The 24,520-nt window shown below is 40.9% G+C and carries 26 protein-coding genes and 1 pseudogene; 22 read left to right on the plus strand and 5 right to left on the minus strand.

Translation table 11 applies throughout. The features are described 5' to 3' along the window. The first annotated feature begins 176 nt into the window (after positions 1 to 176). The 16 genes from HNQ46_RS00695 (at position 177) to HNQ46_RS00770 (ending at position 13,681) form a co-directional block, all read left to right on the plus strand. A complete protein-coding gene (locus tag HNQ46_RS00695) occupies positions 177 to 1,118 on the plus strand; it encodes a carbohydrate kinase family protein (RefSeq protein WP_243155792.1) in 942 nt (313 codons plus the stop codon). 90 nt (positions 1,119 to 1,208) lie between these two features. Next, positions 1,209 to 1,685 carry a dihydrofolate reductase gene (locus HNQ46_RS00700; protein WP_183681643.1) on the plus strand — a complete coding sequence of 159 codons (477 nt, stop codon included), beginning with the start codon at positions 1,209 to 1,211 and terminating at the stop codon, positions 1,683 to 1,685. A 57-nt stretch (positions 1,686 to 1,742) separates the two neighbouring features. Next, on the plus strand, positions 1,743 to 2,084 hold the full coding sequence (locus HNQ46_RS00705) for an arsenate reductase family protein (protein ID WP_183681646.1): 342 nt from the start codon (positions 1,743 to 1,745) through the stop codon (positions 2,082 to 2,084). Between the two features lie 134 nt (positions 2,085 to 2,218). Further along, positions 2,219 to 3,001 carry a ZIP family metal transporter gene (locus HNQ46_RS00710; RefSeq protein WP_183681649.1) on the plus strand — a complete coding sequence of 261 codons (783 nt, stop codon included), beginning with the start codon at positions 2,219 to 2,221 and terminating at the stop codon, positions 2,999 to 3,001. A 295-nt stretch (positions 3,002 to 3,296) separates the two neighbouring features. Then, positions 3,297 to 4,067 carry a DNA/RNA nuclease SfsA gene (locus tag HNQ46_RS00715; RefSeq protein WP_183681652.1) on the plus strand — a complete coding sequence of 257 codons (771 nt, stop codon included), beginning with the start codon at positions 3,297 to 3,299 and terminating at the stop codon, positions 4,065 to 4,067. Between the two features lie 74 nt (positions 4,068 to 4,141). After that, entirely contained in the window at positions 4,142 to 5,050 is a 909-nt protein-coding gene (gene yaaA / locus HNQ46_RS00720; RefSeq protein WP_183681655.1) for a peroxide stress protein YaaA, read from the plus strand. 158 nt (positions 5,051 to 5,208) lie between these two features. Further along, on the plus strand, positions 5,209 to 5,331 hold the full coding sequence (locus HNQ46_RS12150; RefSeq protein ID WP_279287696.1) for a hypothetical protein: 123 nt from the start codon (positions 5,209 to 5,211) through the stop codon (positions 5,329 to 5,331). Positions 5,332 to 5,517: 186 nt separating this feature from the next. Beyond that, positions 5,518 to 6,279 carry a class I SAM-dependent methyltransferase gene (locus HNQ46_RS00730; protein ID WP_183682169.1) on the plus strand — a complete coding sequence of 254 codons (762 nt, stop codon included), beginning with the start codon at positions 5,518 to 5,520 and terminating at the stop codon, positions 6,277 to 6,279. A 50-nt stretch (positions 6,280 to 6,329) separates the two neighbouring features. Then, positions 6,330 to 6,740 (plus strand): hypothetical protein, encoded by a 411-nt coding sequence (locus HNQ46_RS00735; RefSeq protein ID WP_183681658.1) that lies wholly within the window; start codon positions 6,330 to 6,332, stop codon positions 6,738 to 6,740. Between the two features lie 135 nt (positions 6,741 to 6,875). Next, the gene (locus HNQ46_RS00740; protein ID WP_183681661.1) at positions 6,876 to 7,940 is read left to right on the plus strand and encodes an ankyrin repeat domain-containing protein; all 1,065 of its coding nucleotides are present in this window, start codon (positions 6,876 to 6,878) and stop codon (positions 7,938 to 7,940) included. Between the two features lie 19 nt (positions 7,941 to 7,959). Beyond that, complete coding sequence (locus HNQ46_RS00745; protein WP_183681664.1) at positions 7,960 to 9,036, plus strand: ankyrin repeat domain-containing protein; 1,077 nt, start codon at positions 7,960 to 7,962, stop codon at positions 9,034 to 9,036. A 19-nt stretch (positions 9,037 to 9,055) separates the two neighbouring features. After that, the gene (locus tag HNQ46_RS00750; protein ID WP_183681667.1) at positions 9,056 to 9,211 is read left to right on the plus strand and encodes a hypothetical protein; all 156 of its coding nucleotides are present in this window, start codon (positions 9,056 to 9,058) and stop codon (positions 9,209 to 9,211) included. A 161-nt stretch (positions 9,212 to 9,372) separates the two neighbouring features. After that, positions 9,373 to 10,407: an ABC transporter permease gene (locus HNQ46_RS00755; RefSeq protein ID WP_183681671.1), complete on the plus strand. Its 1,035-nt coding sequence runs from the start codon at positions 9,373 to 9,375 to the stop codon at positions 10,405 to 10,407. 72 nt (positions 10,408 to 10,479) lie between these two features. Then, positions 10,480 to 11,235: an ABC transporter ATP-binding protein gene (locus HNQ46_RS00760; protein ID WP_183681674.1), complete on the plus strand. Its 756-nt coding sequence runs from the start codon at positions 10,480 to 10,482 to the stop codon at positions 11,233 to 11,235. 160 nt (positions 11,236 to 11,395) lie between these two features. After that, positions 11,396 to 12,586, plus strand: a complete 1,191-nt coding sequence (locus tag HNQ46_RS00765; RefSeq protein ID WP_243155793.1) for an ABC transporter substrate-binding protein — start codon at positions 11,396 to 11,398, stop codon at positions 12,584 to 12,586. 201 nt (positions 12,587 to 12,787) lie between these two features. Continuing rightward, positions 12,788 to 13,681: a YitT family protein gene (locus tag HNQ46_RS00770; RefSeq protein ID WP_040648227.1), complete on the plus strand. Its 894-nt coding sequence runs from the start codon at positions 12,788 to 12,790 to the stop codon at positions 13,679 to 13,681. A 431-nt stretch (positions 13,682 to 14,112) separates the two neighbouring features. On the opposite strand, the gene HNQ46_RS00775 is transcribed toward HNQ46_RS00770, so the two are convergent. Both HNQ46_RS00775 and HNQ46_RS00780 read right to left on the minus strand, forming a co-directional pair. Then, complete coding sequence (locus tag HNQ46_RS00775; protein WP_183681680.1) at positions 14,113 to 15,510, minus strand: APC family permease; 1,398 nt, start codon at positions 15,508 to 15,510, stop codon at positions 14,113 to 14,115. Positions 15,511 to 15,579: 69 nt separating this feature from the next. After that, positions 15,580 to 16,332, minus strand: coding sequence for a gamma-glutamyl-gamma-aminobutyrate hydrolase family protein (locus HNQ46_RS00780; protein WP_183681683.1), 753 nt, complete (start codon positions 16,330 to 16,332; stop codon positions 15,580 to 15,582). 202 nt (positions 16,333 to 16,534) lie between these two features. Here HNQ46_RS00780 and HNQ46_RS00785 point away from each other — a divergent pair, with 202 nt between their 5' ends. The 3 genes from HNQ46_RS00785 (at position 16,535) to HNQ46_RS00795 (ending at position 19,178) form a co-directional block, all read left to right on the plus strand. Next, positions 16,535 to 17,224: a gamma-glutamyl-gamma-aminobutyrate hydrolase family protein gene (locus HNQ46_RS00785; RefSeq protein ID WP_183681687.1), complete on the plus strand. Its 690-nt coding sequence runs from the start codon at positions 16,535 to 16,537 to the stop codon at positions 17,222 to 17,224. Between the two features lie 16 nt (positions 17,225 to 17,240). Next, the gene (locus HNQ46_RS00790; RefSeq protein ID WP_007155783.1) at positions 17,241 to 18,491 is read left to right on the plus strand and encodes a dicarboxylate/amino acid:cation symporter; all 1,251 of its coding nucleotides are present in this window, start codon (positions 17,241 to 17,243) and stop codon (positions 18,489 to 18,491) included. Positions 18,492 to 18,650: 159 nt separating this feature from the next. Continuing rightward, positions 18,651 to 19,178: a GNAT family N-acetyltransferase gene (locus HNQ46_RS00795; protein WP_183681690.1), complete on the plus strand. Its 528-nt coding sequence runs from the start codon at positions 18,651 to 18,653 to the stop codon at positions 19,176 to 19,178. 76 nt (positions 19,179 to 19,254) lie between these two features. Here HNQ46_RS00795 and HNQ46_RS00800 read toward each other — a convergent pair whose 3' ends face one another. The 3 genes and pseudogenes from HNQ46_RS00800 to HNQ46_RS00810 all read right to left on the minus strand — a co-directional run. Then, positions 19,255 to 19,980: an SDR family NAD(P)-dependent oxidoreductase gene (locus HNQ46_RS00800; RefSeq protein ID WP_183681693.1), complete on the minus strand. Its 726-nt coding sequence runs from the start codon at positions 19,978 to 19,980 to the stop codon at positions 19,255 to 19,257. 142 nt (positions 19,981 to 20,122) lie between these two features. Further along, on the minus strand, positions 20,123 to 21,142 hold the full coding sequence (locus tag HNQ46_RS00805; RefSeq protein ID WP_183681696.1) for a glycosyltransferase family 2 protein: 1,020 nt from the start codon (positions 21,140 to 21,142) through the stop codon (positions 20,123 to 20,125). Between the two features lie 530 nt (positions 21,143 to 21,672). Beyond that, positions 21,673 to 21,957 (minus strand): annotated as a pseudogene (locus tag HNQ46_RS00810) (UPF0236 family transposase-like protein); the annotation flags it as partial. 440 nt (positions 21,958 to 22,397) lie between these two features. Between HNQ46_RS00810 and HNQ46_RS00815 the strand changes: the two are divergent. From HNQ46_RS00815 to HNQ46_RS00825, 3 genes are all read left to right on the plus strand, one after another. Then, complete coding sequence (locus tag HNQ46_RS00815) at positions 22,398 to 23,135, plus strand: ATP-binding cassette domain-containing protein (RefSeq protein ID WP_183681699.1); 738 nt, start codon at positions 22,398 to 22,400, stop codon at positions 23,133 to 23,135. 18 nt (positions 23,136 to 23,153) lie between these two features. Then, a complete protein-coding gene (locus HNQ46_RS12310) occupies positions 23,154 to 23,753 on the plus strand; it encodes an ABC-2 transporter permease (RefSeq protein ID WP_183681701.1) in 600 nt (199 codons plus the stop codon). A gap of 360 nt (positions 23,754 to 24,113) precedes the next feature. After that, a complete protein-coding gene (locus HNQ46_RS00825; protein ID WP_183681703.1) occupies positions 24,114 to 24,440 on the plus strand; it encodes a ribosome maturation factor RimP in 327 nt (108 codons plus the stop codon). The last annotated feature ends 80 nt before the right edge of the window (positions 24,441 to 24,520 follow it).

The following is a 24,520-nucleotide window of genomic DNA, read 5'->3' on the forward strand; positions in this document are numbered from 1 at the left end:
AAAGCGAAAAGCGAAAAGCGAAAAGCGAAAAGCGAAAAGCGAAAAGCGAAAAGCGAAAAGCGAAAAGCGAAAAGCGAAAAGCGAAAAGCGAAAAGCGAAAAGCATAAAGCATAAAGCATAAGGAATAAAGCATTAGGAATAAGGCATGCAGTGCTAAAAGTATGAAAGGGAAAATGATGGAAGAGCGAATTGGTATTTTGGTTTTTGGCGCAGTTTTTGTGGACATAAAGGGTTATCCTTTTTCTTTGTATCGGCCGGATGGAAGAAACGCCGGAAAGGTGGTCAAGGTTCATGGAGGTGTGAGCCGAAATATTGTGGAGGATATTGCCAATGTGGAGCTTCGTCCTACCTTTATTTCCGTAGTGGATAAGGATGCTATTGGAGAAGAGGTAGTACAAAAATTAAAGCGGCATAAGGTAAATACCAATTATATCCGACGAATTGAAGGGGGCTTAGGAACCTGGCTGGCTATATTTGATACGGAAGGGGAGCTTAGGGGCTCTATTTCCCAAAGGCCGGACCTTTCTAAGCTGGAGGAGGTACTTTCGGAGCAGGGAGACTCTTTGTTCTCTCGCTGTGATAGTGTTATTGTGGAAATTGATATGGATTCCAAGCTTTTAAAGCAGATTTTTCAATTGGCTGAGAAATACAATAAAAAGATATATGCAGCTGTTTCCAATATGTCCATTGCCTTAGAAAGAAGAGACCTTTTAAAGACCACTGCCTGTATTGTTTGTAATCAGCAGGAGGCAGGGATGCTCTTTTCCGAGGACTTTGAGGAAATGAATTTGGAGGAGATGGCAAGCTCTCTTTCCTCCTATGTGGTAAAGGCGCAGTTCCCACAGATGATTATGACTTTAGGCAGTCAGGGAGCCATTTATGCGGAGCAAAATGGGCATTTCGGACATTGTAAGGCAAAGAAAGTCCATGTGATCGATACCGCAGGAGCAGGAGACGCCTTTTTTGCGGGAGTGGCTATGGGACTGACGTATGGTAAGAATCTGATGGAGGCCTGTGAAATCGGTACCAAACTGGCGGCTTCCGTCCTGGGCACCTCGGAAAATGTAAATCCTCGTTTCCTCCCGGAAGAATTGGGGCTTAAGAGCTTGGAAGACTGAAAGAAGAAGTCAAGCTTTGATGAAAGATTTCAGAAAGCGGATTTGAAAGCTTTGTAGAAGGGTTTAAAAGGTTAAGAGGAGATTTTCAAAATGATTTCCATCATTGTTGCTGTAGCTAAAGGCGGTGCCATCGGAAAAGAGGGAAAGATGCCCTGGAAGATTCCCGGAGAGCAAAGTCAGTTTAAGGATCTAACCACCGGCCATGTGGTAATTATGGGAAGAAACTCCTATGAGGAAATCGGCCATCCACTTCCGGATAGAAAAAACATCGTAATATCTAAAACCAAGGTCTTCTCCGGAGAAAATTTATATACTGTAAAATCTTTACAGGAAGCAATAAAGAGAGCGGGGCAAGAAGAAATCTTTATTGCAGGAGGAGCGGAGTTATTTCAGGAAGCACTTCCCCTTGCAGATAAAATCTATATGACTTATGTGGATATGGAAGTCCCGGATGCTGACCGTTTTTTTCCGGATTTCCCGGAAGAAGAGTACAAAAGGGAAGAAATAGAAAAGGTAGGAGGGGAGACCTCCTACCTAAGAGTCTTGTATACGAAAAAAGGGGATTAGGAAAGAAGTATCATAAAGAGGAGTGTTTTTCGTAGAGGAATTTTGGGGGAGTGCTTTATGAATATTCAGATTTTTGGAACAAAGAAGAGCCAGGATACAAAGAAGGCGGAACGCTATTTTAAGGAAAGAGGGATTAAATTTCAGGCAGTAGATATGAAGGAGAAGGGAATCAGCAAGGGAGAATTACAATCCGTCCTTTCAGCAGTAGGGGATCTGGAGGAAATGCTAGATGAAAAAACCAAGGATCAGGAAACTTACCAGCTGATTCGTTATCTTGCGAAGGAAGATAAGTTTCTAAAGGTTTTGGAGCATCCTATGGTATTAAAGCAGCCCATAGTAAGAAATGGGAAGCAGGCCACGGTAGGGTATTGTCCGGAAATTTGGAAGACTTGGGACTAGAGATTCTTTCTTGCCATATTTCAAGGATTCAGATATACTAAATCAATAAAATTGCAAACAATATAATTGAATGAAATTAATAATGCGAAATAAAGAGTATGAAAGATAAATAAAGAGTAGTAAAAGGAGTTTCTATGAATATGGTAGTTTTTTGGGGTATATTGATTCCCTTTATTGGAACTAGCTTGGGAGCGGCCTGTGTTTTCATTATGAAACGGGATTTTCATCCCAATGTGCAGAAGGGGCTAACAGGATTTGCTGCAGGCGTCATGGTAGCGGCTTCTATTTGGAGCTTGCTGATACCTGCTATGGAAGAGAGTGCTCATTTGGGAAAGCTGGCCTTTCTTCCCGCCTTTGTGGGATTTTGGCTGGGAACCTTGTTTTTATTGGCATTGGATAAGATTATCCCACACTTGCATCAGAATACAGATCAAGCTGAAGGAATGCCCAGTTCTTTTCAAAGGACTACGATGATGCTCCTTGCGGTAACCCTTCATAATATTCCGGAAGGTATGGCTGTGGGGGTAGTGTTTGCTGGACTTTTGACAGGAGAAGTTAATATTACTGCCGGAGCTGCCCTGGCCTTAGCCTTGGGAATTGCCTTACAAAACTTCCCGGAGGGAGCTATTATTTCCCTGCCGCTTCATAGCAAAGGGCAAAGCAAGGGGAAAGCCTTCTTTAACGGTGTATTATCCGGAGCGGTGGAGCCCTTAGGGGCTTTACTGATGATTTTCTTTGCACCGGTATTCGCTCCATATATGCCAATCTTCCTATCTTTTGCGGCGGGAGCTATGCTCTATGTAGTAGTGGAAGAGTTGATTCCGGAAATGTCGGAGGGGGAGCACAGCAATGTGGGTGTTTTATTTTTTGCTCTGGGCTTTACCGTCATGATGGCATTGGATGTGGCCTTGTCCTAGTTCTTATGGGAATGATAGCTTTTGATGTGGCTCTGTCCCAGTTCTTGTGGGAATGATGGCATTGGATGTGGCCTTGTCCTAGTTCTTATGGGAATGATAATTTTGAATGTGACTTTGTCCTAGTTCTTGTGGGAATGATAATTTTGAATGTGACTTTGCCCTAGTTCTTGTGGGCATGATGGCATTGGGATGTGGCTTTGTCCTAGTTCTTAAATGATAGAACTTAAGCCGGCATTGTCATGGGATTTTGTACGGAGAAATTGACAGAGGAGTTTTCGGGAAAATAAGAGGAAGTATGCAGTATCAAAATATTGTAGAAGGAAAATTTTTGGACCGGCCAAACCGCTTTATTGCCCATGTGGAAATCAGAGGAAAGGTAGAAACGGTACATGTGAAAAATACCGGTCGTTGTAAGGAACTCTTGCTACCGGGGGTTAAAGTATATTTGGAGAAAAGCGGAAATCCCAATCGTAAGACTGCCTTTGATTTGGTGGCGGTGGAGAAGGCAGGGTTGGGGTTGGTAAACATCGACAGTCAGGCTCCGAATCAGGTGGTTTTGGAGTGGCTCAGAGGCTTTGCCTTCGAAAAGCTAAAGCCGGAGTATGTATTCTCTGATTCCAGAGTGGATTTTTATATGGAACGGGATATGGCGCTTCCGGAAGCCTTTTGGGAATATGGGGAAAGGGAAGAAAGAAATGGAAAGGAGCAGCGGGCCGAGAATATAAGAATGCAGAGTCAGGAGCTTCTCAATGTATCAGGGAATATCCGTAAATATCTCTTAGAAGTAAAGGGATGTACCTTGGAAAGGGACGGCATCGGTTATTTCCCGGATGCCCCGACGGAACGTGGAGTAAAGCATTTAAGGGAACTTACGAAGGCTATACAGGAGGGCTATATCGCTATTTTGGCTTTTGTGATTGCCATGCCCAAGGTTTCTATGGTATATCCGAATGTGGAGACCCATAAGGCCTTTGGAGACGCATTGCAGGAGGCGAAACAAGCAGGGGTAAGGGTACTGTATTTGCCCTGTACCGTAACAAAGGAAGGCATGTGGATTTCTTCATAGCTTTTGGTTTGTTTTAAAAGGATGATTTTTTAATTCGAGAATAGTTAGCTTGGTTTTTAGAGGAAAGGTATTTTATGAAAATTATAATTTCTCCTGCGAAAAAAATGAAAACATCTGAATTGGATATCCCTCACCAAGGCTATCCTCTTTTTGTGGAATCAGGAGCTGAGGAAAATAGTACATTTTTGAAAGGCGGATTGAATCTGTCGGGAAAGACGGAACGCCTTTTACAATATTTAAAATCTCTTTCTTTTTTAGAGTTAAAAGAGCTTTGGGCCTGTAATGAGGATTTGGCCAGGGAAAATAGTGAACGTATAGATCAAATGGACCTGAAGAGTAATTGTAGTCCGGCCATTTTATCCTACGAAGGGATTCAGTATCAGTATATGGCTCCCTCTGTTATGGAGGCCTCTCAACTTGCGTATTTACAGAGTCATCTTCGGATTCTTTCCGGCTTTTATGGCGTGGTAAAGCCCCTAGATGGAGTGGTTCCCTATCGTTTGGAAATGCAGGCAAAGGCGAAGATTGGTATTTCTAAAAATCTGTATGACTTTTGGGGTGAGGATATCTGGACTGTATTGCTTTTGGAAGAGATAGAAGAGCGTTTGCAAAAAGAGGGAGAAAAGTCGTTGGAAAATGAAAATCCTATGCTAATCCTCAATCTCGCCTCCAAAGAATATGCCAAATGTATAGAGAAATATCTTCCTAAGGATAGAATCCTGAGGAAAAAAATTATGTGGAAAGATGAACCGAAAGAATTATCATTTCCCATTCACTACATTAGCTGCGGTTTTTATGAGAAGTCAGGAGAAAAGCTTGTGCAAAAGGGCGTCTATGCCAAGATGGCAAGAGGAGAAATGGTGCGTTTTTTGGCAGAAAATAAGATAGAAAACGCAGAAGCAATCAAGGGCTTTAAGGGACTGGATTTTAACTTTGAGGATAAACTTTCCACGGAAGATCAATATATTTTCCTTCGAAAATAAAGAAATAGAAATTGACAGAAATAGAAAAGCAAAAGAGTTTTCGTCGTATTAAGCTCTTTTCCTTCCGAAAGGAATGGGAAGGGCTTTTTTTAGGAATAATTATATGTACTGAAAATTATAAATGTTTGGAAATCGTTTGGGATTGATTGGAGAGAATAATGGAATTAATAGAATACATAAGACTAAGAAATAAAATGACACAGAGTGAATGGGAAAACTCTTTTGAGAAAGAAGAAAGAGAGATTATTATTCTAAGACATGAGGGTGGTGGAAGTTCTTGAAAAAAAGTAGCTTGTCCGGAACTTAAAGAAATACTTACAGAGTATAGAAAGCCTGTGGTTATAAAGGATGATGACCTTTTCTTTGGACACAGCATAGCAGTTAATGGAAGCCCTAAGAAGGGGCTATTGTCGGCTGATATTGAGGGAAAAACATATACTGATATTTTTGGTAGTGAAAGGAGAAAAATGGAAAAACAAGCACTTATAAATCAATGGTTGTATGAGCAGGAAATAGCTCATATTAAAGGTTGGGTTTTCTCACATATTAGAGGAAGATATAAAGAAGAGGATGATCTCCCTTGGGATTTTGAAAACATTATAAAATCCTACTTGAATGATACAGATTATTTATTGGACATGGAAACAGGAGGTGGCGAATTTCTTTTGTCTTTTATGGCAAACGCTAAATATACTGCTGCGATTGAAGGGTATGAACCAAACATCAAAATATGTGAGGACAGACTTCTTCCTTTAGGAATAGATTTTAAAGCATGTGACGGAGGAGATATTCTTCCTTTTGAAGATAACTACTTTGACATTATTACTAACAGGCATGGTCAATATAACATAAACGAAATTAAAAGAACTCTTAAAAGCGGAGGAGTATTTCTTACGCAACAAGTCGGTGCAGAAAATGACAGAGAACTTGTAGAACTTTTGATAGGTGATATTGAAATTCCTTTTCCGGAAGCTTATTTAAATATAGCAAGACAGGAATTTGCTGATAACGGATTTGACATTGTGGAAGAAGATGAAGTCTACAGACCGATAGAGTTTTATGATGTAGGTGCACTGGTTTGGTTTGCCAGAATTATTGATTGGGAATTTCCGGGTTTTGAAGTGGAGAAATATCAGGATAACCTTTTTAAAGCGCAGGAAATTCTTGATAAAGAAGGTGTAATTAAGGGGAAAATTCATAGATATTATTTTGTGGCTAAAAAGAAATAATAAATTTTAGTTTGTTTTTTGAGTAAAATAGTAAGCCGTAGGAGGACGCAATGGAAGAATTTATAGTAGCTGAGGAGGGCATTCCTTACAATATAGGCTGTGAAGGGGCAACGATAGCATATTATGGAAGTGAGATAGAATTTCATTATGAAACAGTGCCGCCGCATGGAGATGAGATTTTCTCTGCAAAATTGCCACTGCTTAATGTTAATCTTCCATTTTGGATGTATGGGAGAAATCTTATATTTTTAGACGCCTATTATATGCTCGCAGAAACTGTAGAGAAGGGTACTTGGGATCCTATAACGAGCAGGCTCATCAACATACATACGGGAGAGTATGCAAGCCTTGGAGATTGGTATAATAATGTGAAAGTTAAAGAAAATGAAGTTGAATTAAAAAATGATTATAGCGGGAAATCAATGATATTGAAAAATGTTAAAGAACTGAAATGGAGTTAAAATATTAAAATAACAATAATTTTGTAAGTGGAAATCGATGTTTTATGCTAATGAAATGTATATCATAAATTATACCTGATAAAGGATATAAAGGATGTATTACAAATGATTTAAATAAAACTAAGGAGAAGAATAATGGCTAAGAAAAGAGTTACCCTGCCAAAAGACTTTGATGAGCTTATTAAGTCCGGAGATATTGAAGCACTTAAAGCTGTCTATGATAAATGTGAGCTTACTGCCTATGATGGAAAATTCGGTTTGCACACTGCGCTTCATTACAAGGGTGTACCTGATGAGCTTGTTATATGGCTCGTTAAGCAGGGCCTTGATGTAAATATACCTGATTATTATGGCGGCACACCTTTGTACAGTCAGGCAAGCTTTGGCATGGATACAGTAAAACTGCTTTATGAGCTGGGAGGAGATATACAAAAGTCAAATAGATATGGAAATACGCCGCTTCATATGGCAGCAGAGTATTTCCGCCCTAATACAGTACACTTTTTGATTGAAAAGGGTGCAGATGTCAATGCTAAAAATGAAAGAGGCGAAACTCCTCTACTAGCCGCTCTTACAGCGTGCGGAGGAATAAGGGCAGTGCCTATGGCCCAAATAGCAGAAATGTTAATAAAGGCAGGTGTAGAAATTACGCCTGAGATGGTAGAAAAAGTAGAAATAATCGGTAAGGATTTTGAATTCCACAGGGATAACTTTAGTGAAGCTTCCTGTGAAGATGTAGATACAGCCCTGTCAAAGCTCTACAATATCTTTGGTGCAAAGCCTGTGGCAAAAAGAATAATACATGACGGCGTTTCTCCTATTCTGGCAAAGGGGAGCACTTGGAAGGAGCAGTATAATGAGCTTTGGGATTTACTAATTCCATCGACAGGAGCAGCAAAAACGGTGCAGGGAGAGGTTATCCGCATAACAGGCAGGGTGGACGATGAAATTAACAGAAACGGTGGAATAAACTGGGATAGGAGTTATAGAAATATGCTAAATTCGCTGCCGGTTCATTTTGCAGAAGGAAATGCGCTGTCAGAGAAGGAGATAGAAGAGAGTAAGATGCTTATTTCAAAGATAGATGGAAAAGGTTTGGCTGAGGATGGTGTAATTACAAGATTATGCGAGCTTGCAGTTAGTTGGGTAATCTTAAACCCTAACCCAATTCCGCTAGGCGAAATAAATTATAACAGATAATAATCACAGGAGATTGCAGATGATTACAATAAAAGACATAGGAGATTTTGAATCTGTTCCCGGGATTGTAAGTGATATTATAAACGGAGATACATTGGCTTTAGATAAGCATTTATCTGAGGGCTTCGATATAGAAGAGGATATAAAACTCGGTAAATATACAAGACTCTCCCCTTTAGGTCTTGCCCTTATTATGGAAAATTTTGACTCTGTAAAATGGTTTGTGGAAAAGGGAGCAAATCTGAATGTAAAAGGTAATCCTTCATTCTTACTTGCAGTAAGGTATTGTGATGAAGAGGTTATCAGATATCTTGTAGAAAAGGGTGCGAAGGTAAATGTTGTAAATGCTGTAAAGTCAGAGGCCTTTAGTCAGGCTTTATATGGGCATAAATATGAGAATCTTCCTCTTATTCACAAGCTTGGCCACAGCGTGGAAAAGTACGGTGGAGAGGCATTTCGAAATGCTGTAGATGATGAGAATTATGAGGTGCTTGATTTTTTCATTAAAAACGGAGTTGATATTAACTACAATGCGGCAGATTCAGTATATCCATTTAAGCCGACTCCGCTTTGTGTAGCTGTCAGATATGTGGATCTTAAAATGGGCAAATATCTTGTGGAAAATGGTGCGGATGTGACGATTACAGAAAAAGACGGAATGCGTCCTTACAGTATAGCAGTTGAAAAAGGCGATGAGGAAATGGCAGAGTATTTTAAGCAGTTAGAGCCTGAAGAGTTTCATAGCCTACATAATAAATTAGATGAATTAAAGCCATTTAAGCTTCCTAAGGCAGTTATGGATTTTCTTCAAGGTGATGAATTACATGTTGAACTTAATGACTGTGACTTTAAGTGGATTGAGTTTTTCTCTTTAACAGATACAGTAGCTATGAAAAAGGGCAGAGCTAAGTTCCTTCGTCTGTCAAAGGCTACAGGAGATTATGACCACATCTATATTGTGTGGAATCCTAAAACCAAGAAGGTAGCGTTTTATGATGAGGAACACGAGGAAATGCGAGATATGTGCGATTTCTCTGAATTTATAAATGATATGCCGTTATATATGCAAAACATAGTTGAGGGAGAATACGAATAAATATTACAAGGGTGAAACTATGAAGATAGATGATAAATTAAAAAAGATAGCAGACTACATTTGCGAGAATTTTGAGGATTTGGATATGGACGATTCTGTAGAAGAGGGATATCTCGATGATTACGAAGAAATCCTTGGAGCTACAGAGAAAGTACGTTATTCTCCTTACCCTTAACAAGTGTCAATTGTGTAGCGTTCTGTATTTCGTTTATAAATACTCTCTATAAGACAACGGAGCTATCCGGAAAGACAATTAGACAAGCAGTCCATAAAAATATACAATAAACGAGGCTATTTAATTTATGTAATTGTATGTTTTTAAGTACGGGGTGAGGCATGAACGGCATTTCCAAGGATTATGGGGCAGTTAGCAGCGTAGAGGAGCTGTTGGAACAGGAAGAAAAAGGGAAAACAAAGTGGGAGAAAAATCTCGATCTTTTGATTCAATTGAGTCCCTTTTTGATGGGAGTTCTGGCACTTTTAGAATACTTCTATGTTCCTAACCATCACGGGTTTGAGGCAAGTTACGTTTATGCCTTTTTTTTATTGCTTTTATTATTGGGAAATGGAATTTCTTTTCTGCTTTCCTTTCGGGGGAAAAGACAAAGAAAGAATTATCTTTACCATGCTCCTTTTCGTGCTTTTGTATTTTTTTTGTTCATGCTCTATGATTCCCTGACCCTAAAAAGCAATATTTTGATTACTCCATATTTTCCCAGTATTGACAAGGTGCTTTCTTCTATGGTGCAGGATAGAGCGTACCTGTGGGAATGTACCGTAAGCTCTTTATTTTTATTGTTCTGCGGATATTTTTCCGGACTGATTGTGGGGCTTTTTACAGGAATTGCCTGTGGGTATAACAAAAAAATAAATTACTGGATTGAACCTTTTATGAAACTCTTGGGCTCAATTCCCAGTACTACATGGATTCCGATTGTCATGGTTTTAGCGACTTCTTTGTTCCGGGGAAGTGTCTTCATCATTGCGCTGGGCGTTTGGTTTTCTATTACCCTAGCAACAATTACCGGCATTCGGAACATGGACAAGTCTTATTATGAGGCGGCAAGAACTTTGGGGGCAAAGGAGAAGGATTTGATCCTGGAAATCGCTATACCCTCGGCCTTACCCAGCATTTTCCAAGGTATGGTTCAGGCCATGAGTTCAGCTTGTATGGCTTTGATGGTTGCGGAAATGATTGGTGTGGAGTCCGGACTTGGCTGGTATATTACCTGGCAAAAGAGCTGGGCGGAGTATGGAAAGATGTACGGTGCCATTATTCTCATCTGCGGTATCTTTGTTACCGTGAATTTTCTTTTAAACAGCATCAAAAAACGAGTGCTTCGTTGGCAGGAAGGTATGCTGAAGGATTGATAAGAAAAGGATTAGAAGAATGAGAACTGACAGTTGGCTGAAAGAAAGAACCTGTCCGGAAAGGAGTAGCTCTTGGGATTAGTAATAGAAAATGTTTCAAAAAGTTTTGCCCGTAAGGAAAAGGAAATTACCTTCGCTCTTTCTCCTGTGAATTTGCAGGTGGAGGAAGGAGAATTTCTTTCGATTGTAGGCCCAAGCGGATGTGGTAAATCCACTTTGCTTCGTTTGGTGGCCGGATTAATTCCTCCCACTTCGGGAAGACTAATACTGGATGGGCAGGAAATAGAAGGAACGGATGCCAAAAGAGGCATGGCCTTCCAAAAGCCCACTCTTTTTCCATGGCTTACGGTTGAGGAAAATATTGCCTTCGGCCCCAGAATGCAGGGAAAGAAAAAACCGGAAGAGATAGAGAGAATGTTGGAGTTGACACATTTGACTAAATTCCGAAAGGCCTATCCCCACGAATTATCCGGGGGAATGGCGCAAAGAGTAGCTTTGGTAAGAACCATGATAAATGAGCCGGAGGTCTTTTTGCTGGATGAACCTCTGGGAGCATTGGACGCCTTTACCAGAATGCAGATGCAGGATGAACTACTCCTTCTATGGAAGGAAAAGAAAAATATGATGCTGATGGTGACCCATGATGTGGATGAGGCCATTTATATGGGCACCAGAGTCATTGTTATGGCTAAGGCAGGAGGCAGTATTTTAAGGGATATTTCTATTGATTTGGATTATCCCAGAAAAAGGTTGGATCCGAAGTTTTTAGCCTATAGAGAGGAAATTATGCGTCTTCTGGGAGTGGATCAGGAGGAAGATGTAGGTTAAGGAGTTTCTTAAAACTCATACAAAATGCGATGGAAGCCTTAGGGAAGCCTTATAGAAGTAGCCTTATGGAGGCCAATGGGAATATTGGAACATGGCGTTTTGCGATGGGTTTTTAGATAGATAGGAACAAGAAATGTACAGGCAAGAAGAGGAGTGTATGATGAAAAAGACATTGAGACAACTGGGAATGGCAGTAGCTTTAGCTTCCGTATTTTCTATGACGGCGTGCAGCAGTCAAGTAGGTAAGCAGGCGGAAACAACAAAGGCGGAAAACGGAACGCAGGCCGAGAGTCAGGAAAAAACTGAGGTCGAGAAGGACAGTACAGCTCAAGAGGCAAAGCAGGGGGATGGAGAACATCAAACCGAAGAAATCAAGGGGGGATTTTCCGACCGCCCGGAGGCAAAGGATATTGTGTATCATCCCTTAAAGCTTACTCCGGAAGAGGAAGAAGCTTGGAAAAAAGAGCCTGCCTATGGCAAGGATATCCAAATTGGTTATAATGGAGGACTTTGTACAGGAACCTTCGGTACTGCTCAGGAAGAGGGATTTTATAAGGCGGAGGGCTTAAGTACAGCTATCAGCCAGATGACCGAAGCTAAGGATGCAGTAGCTACAGGAAAGGTGGATATTGCTGCAGACCATTTGGCTTCTGTTTTTGTTCCTGCTGTAAATGGCTTGAATCTGGTATTTACAAAAGGTGCTCATAGCGGCTGTAAGACTTTATATGTATTAAAGGATTCCGAGATTCAAAGTACCGCAGATTTAAAAGGAAAGACGGTTTCTTTAAGTGACGGTATCGGAAATTCCGACCATAATATTGCTCTTCGTTTCTTTAGTAACGACGGCATTAAGCCTGAGGAAGTGAAGTACAAGGTGGTTGCCAATGATGCAGTGATTATGGCTTTACAGAATGGAGAAGTGCAGGGAGCCATGATGTCCGATATGTTTGCACGGAAATTTGTAGATGAGGGTATTATTCGTCCAATTCGTTCCCTTACTACTGATCCTGACTTCAAGATTGAACCTTGCTGTGTACAGATTATGAATGCGGATTTTGCTAAGGAAAATCCTATTACAGCCAAGAAATTAGAGAACGCCAGCATCTATTGCAGCCAGTGGATTGAGGACAATAAGGAGACCTTCGTAGATCTTCTTTTGGAAAAGAACTGGGCAAGTGGGGATAGACAGAAGGTCTTGGATTTTGCCAATTCTTTAAATTTTGTACTGACCGATCAGCAAACAGAAACTGCTATGAGAAAGGTCATCAAGGATTACCAGTCCTTCGGACTCTTGGATAAGAATCTGAAGGAAGAAGAAATTGTGGAAAAATTCTGGAAGCCTATGGATTAATATTTTTATCTAGTGCATTTAGCTATAAGTATGGATAGTTTGTAAAAAAATGCTTTTACTTTCTTTTCACTGTGCTAAAATAGACATAGTTTAAAAAACAAAGAAGAAGTACGTTTAGTGCTTCTTCTTTTGTTCGTAATTCTTAACGAGTATCGCACGCGTAGTGTGCGATATCTCGTTGATAAAGAAGGAGCAGGAAAAATGGAAGCAGAACAGGAGCATAAGCTACAGAAAAGGATTTTAAACTATTTGCAGATTATTGTAGGCTGTTTTATAACGGCCTTTTCGGTAAACTGCATTTTGGTGCCGAATAAGCTGTCTACCAGCGGAGTGACGGGATTGTCCCAGATGGCGGAGCGCTTTATTGGGATTCGCTACACCTATATTTATTACTTTTTCAGTATTACCATACTGATTCTGGCTTTCTGTTTCCTGAAACGGGAAGAGTTTATGAAGATTATCTTTGTTTCTTTTCTCTATCCTACCTTACTGGTTCTTACGGGTATGTTTGACTTTGTCTTTGTGCAAGGAGAAATGTTTTTGGTGTGCATTTATTTCTCCCTGTTTTACGGCGTTGGCTCCGGCTTGGTTCTTCGGGCAGGTGTGACCTTCGGCGGAACGGACACTGTTGCCAGAATATTGAACCGGAAGATTTTTAAAGGTGTTCCCTTAAGTAAAGTCATGCTTTTCCTGGACGGTTCCATTCTGATTTCTCTGGGCTTCGTTTTTGGAAAAGATATTGCCCTTTATGCTTTGGTCAACCATGTTATTTGTATTTATATTATGGACTATATGCTTTTCGGTTTCCGTCAAAAGCTTTATAAGGTCACCATTATTCCATTTATCAAAGATGATACCGAAGATATCACCAAGTATATTCTGGGGCTTGGTCGTGGCGTAACTCAAACAAGAGTTGTGGGAGCATATACAAAAGAAGAAAAGATTATGCTTTCCTCCATTTGTTCCCCCAGACAGTCGGCCATGATTCGTAAGTACCTTGCGGAGAATTTTCCCAGAGCCTTTATGGAGGTGGCACCAATTGTGACTGTATACGGCATAGGAGAACGCTTTGTGCGAATTAAAGGAGAGGATTAAAAGATAATAATAAAAAAGGATTTTCTGAGCAATATAGGTCTGAATTGGGGCACGCTCTCGCTAGCCTCGCCACATAACAGTACTAACTTCAAGCTACGCTCTGCTTGCTTTCAGTAAGTACTGATGGGCTCAGACTACCCCATATTCAGACCTATATTGCAGAAAATCTCCTTACTATTTTGAGTATTTACAGCGCCTTTTCCATCTTATTTACTCGAAATAGTTTTACGCCAAGAGATATAAAAGGGGTTATAAAACAAAAGAACAGCGTATATGCATAATAGGTCTAAAACAGGGGTAATCTGAGCCCGCGGGTACTTGCGAAAAACAAATATAATGCGGTTTTTCGCTTAGTACCCCTGCGAAGGCGAAGTTAGCGAGAGCGTGCCCCGGTTTTAGACCTATTAATGCATATACAAAAGCTTGCTTATTTACAGCGCCTTTTTATTTTGGGTGTACTTTTGATGTTCCCTTAATACGAAGGCAAGCCATGGGAAGAGTATATAACCGAAAACCATTGCAAAGATGGCATAGAAGTTCGGCTCTACAAATCCGTCTTTGACATTGCTGAACTGTCCAACCCAGTTAAATTGACTGAGAAGGAAAAGGGTTAAGAGAATCGCCAGGATGGGTAATGGAACATCCAGGATAAAGCTTTTGATGGGCTTTTCGATAATTTCTCCCTTTTGTTTACCGTAGTAAAAGCATAGTACAGCCAAAGGCACCAAAAGGAATTGTACGAATCGAGCAATAGAGCTGATAATCATAATGCCCTTCATGTCATAGTGGAAGGCCATAGGAATCATAATTGCCCACAAGATGCTGAATACAAAGGCGGCATAGGGAAAGCCTCCTGCAGTTCTCTTGGTGAACACGTTGTTTACCTGTCCGTCCTTGGCCATTGCCTCCAAAAGTCTGGGGGTATGGAAGGAAGCCGCAATATTAATACCGAACATGGAGATAAAGGCACCTAAAACGATGGCGTTTTGCAATACGGGATTTGCAAAAATGTCGGCTAAAACCACAACATTGCTTGAGTTTAGCAGTGCCATGGGATTCAGCTGCATGGATACAAAAACAATGCCCAAGTAGATAGCGGCAATCATGAAGATGGATAAGGGCAATGCTTTTGGAAGGTTTTTTTCCGGCTTTTCCATATCGGAAGAACCGCTGGCTACTCCTTCAAAGCCGGTAAAGGCATAAAAGGCTGCTACAATGGCTGTGACAAAGGATTTACTGCTTAAAGCGGGAACGGTGCCGCTGCTGTTTCCGGGTACCAGCAGGGACAGGTCTGCAGTTTGTTTATGCTGTAATACGAAGAAAATTCCTGCCAGAATCGTCAGAGATAAGGCCAAAACCTTTCCTAATGTAGATATGTTGGAAACAAATTCCAGAACCTTAAGTCCGAACAAATTAATGATAAAGAGAACAAGCATCAAAAGAATAAAGCCTACTGTTACCAAAGCAAAGCTATTGGTGTCCATACCGAAAATCTGCAGGACGGTTTTTACTACGCCGGTGGCCATTACACCCCAGGCAATACTGGCGGAAACGAATCGGGTGATTCCGATATAAAGTCCGGCATTTTCACCGAAGGCGGCTTCCAAGTAGGCATAGGCGGCTCCGCTCTTCACCACATAGCGGGAGGCGGAAGCGAAGCTTAAGGCTAAAATTACGGCGAAGCCTGCGGCGCAGAGATAAGCAAGTGGCGCATAGGAGCCTACCTGTTTTACAACAGAACCGGGTGATAGAAAAATTCCGGTTCCAATAATGGAATTAATCGTTAATAATACGATGGACCAAAAGCCCAACTTTTGCGATTTACTCATTTGAACTCCTTTAATTAGAGAACCCGAAATATTTCGGGTCGACTTTTCCCGGGATTTGACAGATAAATTCTAAGCTTTTCCATTCAAATTGTGATATTCCTTACAGGCTTCCACCAGGGCAAGGAATATTTTTTGAATATCTTTGTACTTTGCCTGTAACATTTCCGGATGGAACTGGACTCCGATACCGAAGGGATAGTCCTTTAATTCTATTGCTTCGATTACATTATCCAAGGCTCTTCCGGAAACGCTTAAACTTGCAGGAACCTCCTTAATCGCCTGATGGTGAAAGCTGTTGATATGAAGCTCTTCCCTGCCTAGAATCTTAGCCAGTCGGCTGCCTGCTTCTATTTTCATACTATGGGTAGGAATAGAAGGCCCATGTCCCTGAGAATGCTTAAAGCTTTCCGTAGTCTTTAGGGAAAGATCTTGATACAAATTTCCTCCCTCTGCCACATTCATTAACTGATATCCTCGGCAAATGCCCAGAATGGGAAGCTTTTTCTCTTTTGCCAGACGATAGAGTAAAAAGTCAAATTCGTCTCTTTCCGGACAGATTTCCTGAAGCTTTACGTGGGGCTCTTCTCCGTAACGGTAAGGAGCAATATCCTGACCTCCTGAGAAGATAATACCGTCTACAAGCTCCAGGCTTGCCCGTAAATTCTCCTCGGAATCCTCCATAGGGATCATAAGAGGTACTGCTCCCGCAGCGATAACGGCAGAAACATAGTCCTTATTCACATAAATTCTTTCATAGCCGGGGAATCCGCCCCCCTGATCCACAAGCACACTGGTGGAAATACCGATTACTGTTTTTTTCATAATGCATCCTTTCATACTATTTTATCGCTATGCTATTATGCCATAAATGTATTTTATGGGAAATTGGATTTTTGGAAAAGATGAGATAACTTTACAGAAAAATGCAGAAAAAAGACATAAAAAAGACAATTTAAGGAAGCGCTTTTCTTTTTTCTTATCAGAAAATAGTGTATGATGAATTTGTTTGGAAAAGGAGTAGAGAATGAAGATTATCGGAATAGTTCCCCCCTCTCGCCTTCGGGAGACGGAAAATCCCTATGAAGACAATGCTATTTTTCATGAGCTTTATACCAAAAGAGTGGAAGAAGCGGGCGGTATTCCTATCGGAATTATCGGTGTGGACGGTACAGTAAAGGAAGAGGCTTTAGCTCTTTGCGATGCTTTTTTACTTTGTGGAGGAAAACGGATTTTTCCCTATCATTTTCAAGTTATTGCCCATGCCTTGAAAACCGGAAAAAAGCTCTTGGGCGTTTGTCTTGGCATGCAGGCTATACACAGTTATTTTATTGCCAAGGAAGAGCAGAGGAATCGTCCCGGTAAGAGTATTTTGGAAGTCTATGAGGAAATGAAGAAGGAACGGTATTTCTTTGTGGAACCGGTGGAGGGGCACTGGAAATGCAATCCCAACCGGGGAGAAGAGCATTTGGTAAAGCAGGAGATTCGGATTATAGAGGATTCCGCTCTAAGAAAGCATTTTCCCGGGGATAGAATTCAAGGGGCCAGTATGCACCGTTATCGGATTACTAAGCCGGCAGAGGATATTCGAGCTGTGGCTTTTGCGGAGGATGGCGGAATTGAGGGCATTGAATACGGAGAGAAAATGCTGGGGATTCAGTTCCATCCGGAGATAGACCAAAGCTTCCCCGGGATTTTCCGATTTTTGACAAACTAAAGATGAGGTACAGGAGATGAAAAGCAAATCTATTGCAGGAAACTATCGTTTTTTATTGATTTTGATTTCAGCCATGGTATTGGGCTCTATAACAGGCTATGCGGCACCGGATTTTGCCCACGGCATTAAATTTTTGGGAGACCTGTTTATCCGCATGATGTTCTGTGTGGTGGTGCCTATGGTATTTGCCTCTATTGCAGGGGCGGTTGCCAATATGAAGAGCCGGAAGAGAGCCGGAAAGATTATGGGGGTTACGGTGCTCAGCTTCGTGATTACCGGAGCCTTTGCTGCCATCGTCTTTTTTGTACTTTGCCAGATTTTTCCGCCGGTTTTACAGCCCTGGAAGAGCCTTAGTGCAGAGGAGGTGGGAGAGCACGCCAGTCTTACGGAAATGGTGCTGAACTTTTTTACCGTGGAGGATTTTGTGGGACTTCTCTCCAGAAGAGCCATGCTTCCTTTAATCGTTTTTTCCGTACTCTTTGGTTTTTCCGTGAATTTAGCAGGAGAGTCCGGTAAGAAGGTAGCGGAGTTTTTGGATAGCCTGACAGCGGTCATGATGAAGTTTGTGCAAATCGTAACCTATTATGCGCCCATTGCCTTCTTTGCGATATTTGCAGATTTGGTTGCAAGCTATGGACCTCAGATTACGGAGAGCTATGCAAGAGCATTGGTTTTATATTATCCGGTTTGCTTTATTTATATTTTCACGGCATTCCCTTTGATGGCTTATATCGGCGCAGGAATGGATGGAGTGAAAATGATGATGTCCCATATTTTAAAGCCGGCGATTGTGGCATTGGGAACCTGTTCTTCAGTGGCTACCATTCCTACCAATATGGAGGTGGCGGAGGAAAGCGGAATTTCCAAGGATGTGTCCGATATTGTGCTTCCTTTGGGAGCGACCATGCACATGGATGGTTCCTGCTTCTCCTGTGTACTAAAGATTTGCTTTGTAATGGGAGCTTTGGGAACTCCTGTGAGCTTTGCCCAGCTTCCGGTGATTGTACTGGTTGCGGTATTTTCTTCTGTGGGAATGAGCGGTGTGCCCGGAGGCGGATATATCGGAGAGTATATTATTGCCAGCATTTTCTTCCCTAATCAAATGGAGGTGGCCTTCCCTATTCTGGTTGCTATCGGCAATCTGGTGGATCCACCGGCAACCATGATTAACTCAGCAGGTGATTATGTGGTTTCCTTTATCGTTTCCCGTTTTGTAGATGGTAAGGACTGGATGAAGAACGCTTTAGCAAAGAAAGCTAAGGCATAGAGAAAAACGCTTTAGCAAAGAAAGCTAAGGCATAGAGAAAAACGCTTTAGCAAAGAAAGTTAAGAAATAGAGAAAAATGGTATTCGGCCTTTATAAAGGGAAGATCGAAAATGGAACGGAAGAATTCTTTGAACAATAAGAGAAGGTAAGGAAGATAAAATGGACTGTGCTTTTGGAAACGAAATTGGCTTAGAGGAAGAAGCGCTTTGCCTCCGAAAGGCGGAGCCTTCAGATTTGGATGCGGTAGCCGGGCTGGAAGCGGAATGTTTTCCCAAGGCGGAGGCGGCTACGAAGGAGCAATTTCAAGAACGCCTGAAAGCCTACAGCAACCATTTCCTTCTTCTTTTTTATGCTGGAAGGCTGATTTCCTTTATCAACGGCTTCGTCAGTAATCAAAAAGATTTGTTCGATGAAATGTATGAAAATGTCAGTCTCCATGATGAAGACGGAGACTGGCAGATGATTTTTGGGGTCAATACCCACCCTGAGTTTCAAAAAAGAGGCATTGCCACAAAGATGATGCAGGTCTTTTTGGAAGAGGCTAAGAAAGAGGGAAGAAAAGGGGCAGTGCTTACCTGTAAAAAAGAAAAAATACCCTTCTACAGTCGCTGTGGCTTTGTCTTAGAAGGGAAGTCTGCTTCTGTTCACGGTGATGCGGAATGGTATCAGATGCGGCGGCGCTTCTAAAGATAAGGAATTGTGAAGTACCACAATAATGCTGATATATTCTTAAGGTCACAATTCGATAATCTTTAGAAGCACCTTAGATCCATGCCCCGTCAAAGGGTATCACCTGGGCTGTAAGGTAGAGGGAGGCTTGGGAGAGAAGGTAAAGAAAGTCGGCGGCTTCTTCTACGGTAGCCATTCTACCGTAGGGAATTTCCTCTTCTAAGCTTTGCTTTTCTTCAGCGCTAAGCCAGGAATTCATATCCGTGTCAACAGCGCCGAAAGCTACGGCATTAACAGAGATGTGAGAAGGGGCGAGCTCTTTTCCCAGAGCTTTCGCAAAGGTGGAGATTCCGCCTTTGGTGAGGGAATAAAGACTTTCCATGGAAGCCCCTACGTTTCCCCAAACGGAAGAACTGAAAAGAATTCTTCCTTCCTTTGCTTTTAAAAGATAGGGCAGGAGGTTTTGGCAAAGAGTGAAGGGGTGTAGGAGATTTGTTTCCAAAAGAGCCTTTGTTTCTTCCTCTCTGTAGTCTTGCAATAATTTGATAGCGTCTTTACCGCTGTTGGCGATAAGAATCAGCTTAGATAGGCTTTTTCCTTCAAGAATACGGGAAAGGCCTTCTTTTGTGCCCAAATCTTTGCAAAGAAAAATTTCCGGACAGTTTTCCGGCAAGTCTGACTGAATTTCTTTTTTCAATTCTTCCAAAAGAGTCCAGTTTTTTTCGCAATTTAATAAGAGGCTGTAACCTTCTCTTGCAAAACGCTTGGCCGCGGCTTTACCGATTCCTCGGGATGCACCGGTAATAATAGCAATGTTCATAGCTTCTTTCTCCATTAAAACAAACTGTTTGTAGAAAAACGAGATGCCATAGGGGGCATCTCGTTTAATAAAAATCTATTTCCTAATGATAGTTCAGTGCCTTCCTGATAAAAGTAAAGCTCTTCAGCGCACAAATACCTTATTAGTTAAAGCCGTAGAACTTCTGGGTGAGCTTATAGGCTAAAATCGTGAGCTTGTTTCCGATTTTTCCCGGAAGGTTTACCCCTTGTCCAAGGAAGCCGGAACGCATCCTCCACCATAGGGGGAAGTGCTTCTCCCTAAGCTCTGCCCAAAGCTCTTTCTTTCTTTGCAGGTTTTCCTCTGTACCGGACTTAATGGCCAGAACAGAAGATACGGTGGTAATGATTTCCAAATACAAAATCATATATTTTCGAAGCTTTTTGGGCTGTACCTTAAGGACATCGCAGCACTCAATCATCAGGCGGTTTACCCTATACTGCTGGTCTAAACGAGAAATCATTACCGTTTCATTTACGGACTGATCCTCTCTACCGATGTAGTAGTGATAAAGATTTTGATTTAGATAATAAATCTTCTTTACATGGGGGAGAGGTTCATATACAAAGAGATTATCCACATAGAAGGTATGCTTAGGAAGCTGTAAGCCGCAATCCTTTAGCATTTTGGTCCGGTAAATAACGGAATGCATTAAAATGTACTGTCCCAGGTGAAAGTTCTTCATTTCAGCCCAGCCAAAAACCTTATCTTCGGGGAAAGCATTGGCATAGGACATGACCTTTTTATTCTCCTGTCCCACCTTATCATAGATGAAGTTGGCCACCAGCATGTCAATGGATTCACCGGAAAGGGTTAAATTCCGGATTCTTTCCAAAACCTCTAAAAGCACCTTGGAATCCAACCAGTCATCGGAATCCACTACCTTAAAATAAAGTCCGCTGGCATTTCTAAGGCCTGTGTTCACCGCTTCACCGTGACCGCCGTTTTCCTGATGAACAGCCTTGCAAATGCCGGGATATTTCTCTTCGTACTCCTTGGCGATTTCCAAGGTATTGTCTTTTTTGGAACCATCGTCAACAATGATGATTTCTACTTCTTCCCCGCCGGGAAGAATGCTTTCAATGCAGTTCCGCATATAAGCGGCAGAATTATAACAGGGGATTGCAAAACTAATTAATTTCATAAAACCTCACCATAGGGGAAAAGAGGATAGCATACGTTGAATCGTAGAAAAAAATTTCGCCGTTTCTCTATTCTCGTATCTTTCCGTTAAAATGTAGTGTTTTTAATCTTCCTTACTATAGCATAAAGGAAGGAAGAAACAAAGAAGAATCCATGGAGAAAGAAAAGGAAGGTTACTGTCAAGTAATCGTTGGCAACTCCTTCATACAGACTAATGAATGTCTTGCTTCGGGTTAGGCTCTGCCTCAAAGACACACTACGTTTCCTACTCGCTGCACTCGCTTTTGCACTCAGGCTCCTGCGCAAACTCGCCCTTCGGGCTCAAACATGCGCCCGCCTTCGTTGCTAGAGTGCAGCTCCCTACGGAAGCCTCGCGATCGTCTTTTTCGTGCATAGCCTAAGCCCTCGCAAAGATTCTTTAATACCCCGCCATAGAAAGCAACTTCCTGCGATCCCCTCTTATTTCCGTATCAAGCCCCAACATGCGGCCTATGACCGGATACCGGTATCCTTTTCCAATCTTTTCTCTACCCATCCGTCATAAGCGATTGCCGCCTTCATTTCCGCCTTGGGATAGTTTCTTCTTGCACGATCTTTTCCCTGTAGATTCAGCCAAACGCCATCCGCTTCTTCAAATAATACAGGAACTTCTCGGCTCCCCCTTAAATCTTCCTTCTTTCCTGTTTCTACCAGTTCCTTCTCATCATGTACCGGCTTATCTCCAAGAGCCTGAATCACATTCCAGACTGCAGCATGGCTAATAGATAGTCCTGTTGTTTGGCTCAGTTTTTCTGCACAGTTACGATAAGACATTTCTTTCCTCATGTAACTTCCATCATATCTTTCCAAGATTTCTTGCTCAATCTCCTTGAAACCTATGCCTTTTTCCTCTAACATAGAAATCACCATACAGCTCCTGACCTTAATATTTTTTGCCAACTATAGAATAGGTTATTTCTGTATGATGAGGAAGAGGCTTCGGCCTCTTCCTATTTTTTTGCCAACTAATATTTTACTCCAAGTCTCTTAACTGTAAATTCTCGCTACTTATGTTGGTGTTGATTTTTTATATTGTTAAACATGCCTATTACATTGTTGACTTCTCCGTTTTTATATTGACAAATTGCACAAAAAGTAATACTATAATTATAAGTAGAGCTATCATTGTTCATATAAAATGCTACCAATATTGAGTTGATAGTCTGCCCCAATATTATCTTTAATACTTGTTGGTCACATTTGAATAGGAGATAATCGTGAGCTCTTTATTTTATGCTAAAGTATCAAAGAGGTATCCTGCTTTTGAACTACAGCCATTTGACTTCTATCTCAATGAGTGTGATATAGTTGGGCTAATTGGCGCTAACGGTGCCGGAAAAACTACTTTTTTGAATTTGCTGGAAGGCAGATGCCTTCCGTCATCCGGCGAGGTTTATTACAAAGGCAGGGTTATGAAGCCTATTTCATGGAAAAAAAATCCTGTTGTTTCATTCTATGATGGCATTTGTCCATTTTGCGAGAAGTTTAATCCCAAAGACATTTGCACAGTCATGGCTGATTGGTATCCTAAATGGAGTTCAGAGCAATATTTTGATTATCTGAATTTCCTAAACGTACAGATTATTGCTATAAAGCAAATGTCTCTTGGGACAAAAAATAAATTAATGTTGGCCACCATGCTGGCTCAAAACCCTGAAATATTGTTTTGTGATGAATTAACTACCGGACTGGATCCTGTTGCAAGAGAAAAAGTTTTGCATTTATTGAAAGAATATATTAATAAGACACATTCAGCCGTTATCTTCTCCACTCACATTATTAGCGACTTAGAAAAATTTGCTTCCAGAATCATCTTACTCGATAACGGTAAGGTTATTTTGAATACTGATATTTCTTGCATTTTGGAAGGAAATAAAATTTCTTTAGAAAATGTAGTATATGACTATCTAAGTAAATCCACTTTAGCGAAAGGAAATGATAATTTAATTTTGTAATTATCAAATGAATAATATATGAAAGGGTTGCTTTATAAAGATTTTAAGTCCATTTTGAAGTTAATATCCCCTGTATATTTAATGTCTCTTATTCCAATTATTGTCTATATTGGGAAAGATATGTTTCTGTTTATGTTCTCCATAATTATTGGGATATTATTCGGAATGCAAGTATCAATAACTATTTCCGTAGATGAAAAAACAAAACTTGTTAATTATTATCGTATACTACCACTTTCCTATCATGTCATTGCTATGGAGAAATATATTTTCACGCTCATCATTTCTCTCCTTACAGGTATCATAATCTTCCTTGTTACTTTCAGTTATTCTGGACAGCTTAGCCTTTTGTATCCATTCATTGGTTTCTACGTTGCGCTAATTTATAACATGATAGTAATTCCCGCATCATTTTATTTTGGTGTAGAAAAAGGAAGATATATCCTCATAGGATTTACCATTCTTCCTATTATCATTACAAAATTTAATAATGTTTTATTAAAACTATATTCTATTCTTCAGACCAACTTGATTGCATTAGCAGTGATTTTACATTTGATTATTTTTGTCATCTCATACGTAATTTCAGTAAAAAGCATTGAAAAATATCGCATATAATTTCGATTTATAAAACATCAGACAGGCATAGTTCTTGCCGCCTCGGTTGGTTTTATGTGGTAACTTAATTTTACCGACGGCAATAGACTATGTCTGATAACATTGTACAGCTCAATGAGGATCTTATAAAGAGCAAGTCAATGATCTGGTACGCGGTAGATGCAAAAATGGGGATATTCGAAGAAATATTTAAAAAGAGACATGGATCAATATTTATAGAAGAAAAAATGCTGTGAAAAGTGAAGAAAAACAAAGAAAAGGCTTGTTTTTTCAATGCTTTTGTGTTAGTGTGTAACAGTATTTGTAACGTAGGAAGGGGCAAGCACTGGCTTGTCCCTTTTGCTTGAATGGAGCGTTGGCATGGAAATTGAGAGAACAAAGGCGTATTTGGAAGAAATTCTTCCGGGAATGGGCTATGTGCTGGATAGTGTCACCTTTACAAAAGAGGCGGGAACCCACTATCTAAGGGCATTCATTTTTAGAAAAGATGAGCAGGACATGACGGTCAATGACTGTGCCATGGTCTCCAGAAGACTGTCCAAGTGGTTGGATAAGGAAGATTTTATTGCAGAAGAGTATATCTTGGAGGTTTGTTCCCTAGGCTTTAAGGACAATCCCGGAGCGGAGGAGCTTTCCGAGGTGGAAGAAGAACTGCTTTCCGAGGGAGAGGAAGCTACGGAAGAGTAAATTGTGAGGCGAAAACAGTTAAAAGTATAATACAGGCGGAATTAAAGGCAGTAAGGATAGAAAACGCCTGATGATAAAAA

This window comes from Oribacterium sinus (assembly GCF_014202695.1).
Classification (GTDB): domain Bacteria; phylum Bacillota; class Clostridia; order Lachnospirales; family Lachnospiraceae; genus Oribacterium; species Oribacterium sinus.

Bases quoted from the DNA above. Each gene is read 5' to 3' on its own strand.
- HNQ46_RS00695 (WP_243155792.1), top strand. From the start codon at position 177: ATGGAAGAGCGAATTGGTATTTTGGTTTTTGGCGCAGTTTTTGTGGAC.
- HNQ46_RS00700 (WP_183681643.1), top strand. From the start codon at position 1,209: ATGATTTCCATCATTGTTGCTGTAGCTAAAGGCGGTGCCATCGGAAAA.
- HNQ46_RS00705 (WP_183681646.1), top strand. From the start codon at position 1,743: ATGAATATTCAGATTTTTGGAACAAAGAAGAGCCAGGATACAAAGAAG.
- HNQ46_RS00710 (WP_183681649.1), top strand. From the start codon at position 2,219: ATGAATATGGTAGTTTTTTGGGGTATATTGATTCCCTTTATTGGAACT.
- HNQ46_RS00715 (WP_183681652.1), top strand. From the start codon at position 3,297: ATGCAGTATCAAAATATTGTAGAAGGAAAATTTTTGGACCGGCCAAAC.
- yaaA (WP_183681655.1), top strand. From the start codon at position 4,142: ATGAAAATTATAATTTCTCCTGCGAAAAAAATGAAAACATCTGAATTG.
- HNQ46_RS12150 (WP_279287696.1), top strand. From the start codon at position 5,209: ATGGAATTAATAGAATACATAAGACTAAGAAATAAAATGACACAGAGT.
- HNQ46_RS00730 (WP_183682169.1), top strand. From the start codon at position 5,518: ATGGAAAAACAAGCACTTATAAATCAATGGTTGTATGAGCAGGAAATA.
- HNQ46_RS00735 (WP_183681658.1), top strand. From the start codon at position 6,330: ATGGAAGAATTTATAGTAGCTGAGGAGGGCATTCCTTACAATATAGGC.
- HNQ46_RS00740 (WP_183681661.1), top strand. From the start codon at position 6,876: ATGGCTAAGAAAAGAGTTACCCTGCCAAAAGACTTTGATGAGCTTATT.
- HNQ46_RS00745 (WP_183681664.1), top strand. From the start codon at position 7,960: ATGATTACAATAAAAGACATAGGAGATTTTGAATCTGTTCCCGGGATT.
- HNQ46_RS00750 (WP_183681667.1), top strand. From the start codon at position 9,056: ATGAAGATAGATGATAAATTAAAAAAGATAGCAGACTACATTTGCGAG.
- HNQ46_RS00755 (WP_183681671.1), top strand. From the start codon at position 9,373: ATGAACGGCATTTCCAAGGATTATGGGGCAGTTAGCAGCGTAGAGGAG.
- HNQ46_RS00765 (WP_243155793.1), top strand. From the start codon at position 11,396: ATGAAAAAGACATTGAGACAACTGGGAATGGCAGTAGCTTTAGCTTCC.
- HNQ46_RS00770 (WP_040648227.1), top strand. From the start codon at position 12,788: ATGGAAGCAGAACAGGAGCATAAGCTACAGAAAAGGATTTTAAACTAT.
- HNQ46_RS00775 (WP_183681680.1), bottom strand. From the start codon at position 15,510: ATGAGTAAATCGCAAAAGTTGGGCTTTTGGTCCATCGTATTATTAACG.
- HNQ46_RS00780 (WP_183681683.1), bottom strand. From the start codon at position 16,332: ATGAAAAAAACAGTAATCGGTATTTCCACCAGTGTGCTTGTGGATCAG.
- HNQ46_RS00785 (WP_183681687.1), top strand. From the start codon at position 16,535: ATGAAGATTATCGGAATAGTTCCCCCCTCTCGCCTTCGGGAGACGGAA.
- HNQ46_RS00790 (WP_007155783.1), top strand. From the start codon at position 17,241: ATGAAAAGCAAATCTATTGCAGGAAACTATCGTTTTTTATTGATTTTG.
- HNQ46_RS00795 (WP_183681690.1), top strand. From the start codon at position 18,651: ATGGACTGTGCTTTTGGAAACGAAATTGGCTTAGAGGAAGAAGCGCTT.
- HNQ46_RS00800 (WP_183681693.1), bottom strand. From the start codon at position 19,980: ATGAACATTGCTATTATTACCGGTGCATCCCGAGGAATCGGTAAAGCC.
- HNQ46_RS00805 (WP_183681696.1), bottom strand. From the start codon at position 21,142: ATGAAATTAATTAGTTTTGCAATCCCCTGTTATAATTCTGCCGCTTAT.
- HNQ46_RS12310 (WP_183681701.1), top strand. From the start codon at position 23,154: ATGAAAGGGTTGCTTTATAAAGATTTTAAGTCCATTTTGAAGTTAATA.
- HNQ46_RS00825 (WP_183681703.1), top strand. From the start codon at position 24,114: ATGGAAATTGAGAGAACAAAGGCGTATTTGGAAGAAATTCTTCCGGGA.